At 71.1% G+C, this 1497-nt stretch carries 2 protein-coding genes; both read right to left on the reverse strand.

What is annotated here, in order from left to right; translation table 11 throughout:
• Positions 1-391: YccF domain-containing protein (locus IHE55_RS30430; protein ID WP_197992640.1), on the reverse strand; the 391-nt coding region annotated here is incomplete at its 3' end.
• Positions 388-1248 (reverse strand): zinc metalloprotease HtpX, encoded by an 861-nt coding sequence (gene htpX, locus IHE55_RS30435; RefSeq protein ID WP_197989002.1) that lies wholly within the window; start codon positions 1246-1248, stop codon positions 388-390. The genes htpX and IHE55_RS30430, both read right to left, overlap by 4 nt.
• Positions 1249-1497: the final 249 nt, after the last annotated feature.

Raw genomic sequence — 1497 nt, forward strand, 5'->3', positions numbered from 1 at the left:
CGCGCCGGCCGAACGGCGCGTCGGTGCGGACGATCTCGTGGCCCAGCGGGGTCAGCGAGACCGGGATCAGCTTGAAGTTCGCCAGTCCCAGCGGGATGCCGATGATCGTGACGCACAGCAGCAGACCGGTGATCACGTGGCTGAGCGCCAGCCACCAGCCCGCCAGCACCAGCCAGAGGACGTTGCCCACGCAGGACGCCGCGCCCGCGTCCCGGCGGGGCACCGCGGTGCGGCCGAAGGGCCACAGGGCGAAACCGGCGATGCGGAAGGACGCGATCCCGAACGGGATGCCGATGACCGTGACACAGAGCAGCAGGCCGGCGAGGACGTAGCCGCAGGCCAGCCAGAAGCCCGAGAACACCAGCCAGATCAGGTTGAGGAGGGTCTTCATCGCGGACCCGCCATCTCCTCCAGGCGGGAGATCCGTTCGCTCATCGGCGGGTGGGTGGAGAAGAGCTTGGCCATGCCGGCGCCGGGCCGGAAGGGGTTGGCGATCATCATGTGTCCGGCCGTCTCCAGACGTGGCTCGGCGGGCAGGGGCAATGCCTTCGTACCCGCTTCCAGCTTGCGCAATGCGCTGGCGAGGGCGAGCGGATCACCGGTGAGCTGGGCGCCCGACGCGTCCGCCTCGTACTCCCGGGAGCGGCTGACCGCGAGCTGGATCAGCGAGGCGGCGAGCGGGCCGAGGATCATGATGAGCAGCATGCCGAGGAGGCCGGGCCCCTCGTCGTCGTCCGAGCGGCCTATGGGGATCAGCCAGGCGAAGTTCACGAGGAACATCACCACGGAGGCGAGCGCGCCGGCGACCGACGAGATCAGGATGTCCCGGTTGTAGACGTGGCTCAGCTCATGGCCGAGGACGCCGCGCAGCTCCCGCTCGTCGAGCATGCGGAGGATGCCCTCGGTGCAGCAGACGGCCGCGTTCCGCGGGTTGCGGCCGGTGGCGAAGGCGTTCGGCGCGGGGGTCGGGGAGATGTACAGCCGTGGCATCGGCTGCCGCGCGGCGGTGGAGAGCTCCCGCACCATGCGGTAGAGCTCGGGCGCCTCGAACTCGCTCACCGGGCGGGCCCGCATCGCCCGCAGGGCCAGCTTGTCGCTGTTCCAGTAGGCGTAGGCGTTGGTGGCGAGGGCCACCAGGACCGCGATGACCAGGCCGGCCCGGCCGAAGAGGCTGCCGATCACGATGATGAGTGCGGACAGTCCCCCGAGGAGTACGGCGGTCTTGAGCCCGTTGTGCCGACGGTGCACGGTACGCCCTCCAAATGACGCGGCGGGGGGAACCCTCTTTTTCGGGGAATATCCACCTTCCAGTGGACCCTCCTGATCTGCACAACGCCAGACGGAAGACACGGGTTCCCCGCGGGTGGCGGGGCGGGCGCGGAGCGGAGGCGGGTGATCCGGTCCGGGCCGGTGGACACGGGGCCGCGCGGGGCACGGCGGCCCGGACACGACCGGCGGGCCCGGGTGGCGGGTGCGGCCTGGTCACGACCGGGCCGG

The sequence above is a fragment of the Streptomyces pactum genome, from assembly GCF_016031615.1.
In the GTDB taxonomy this organism is placed as follows: Bacteria; Actinomycetota; Actinomycetes; order Streptomycetales; family Streptomycetaceae; genus Streptomyces; species Streptomyces pactus.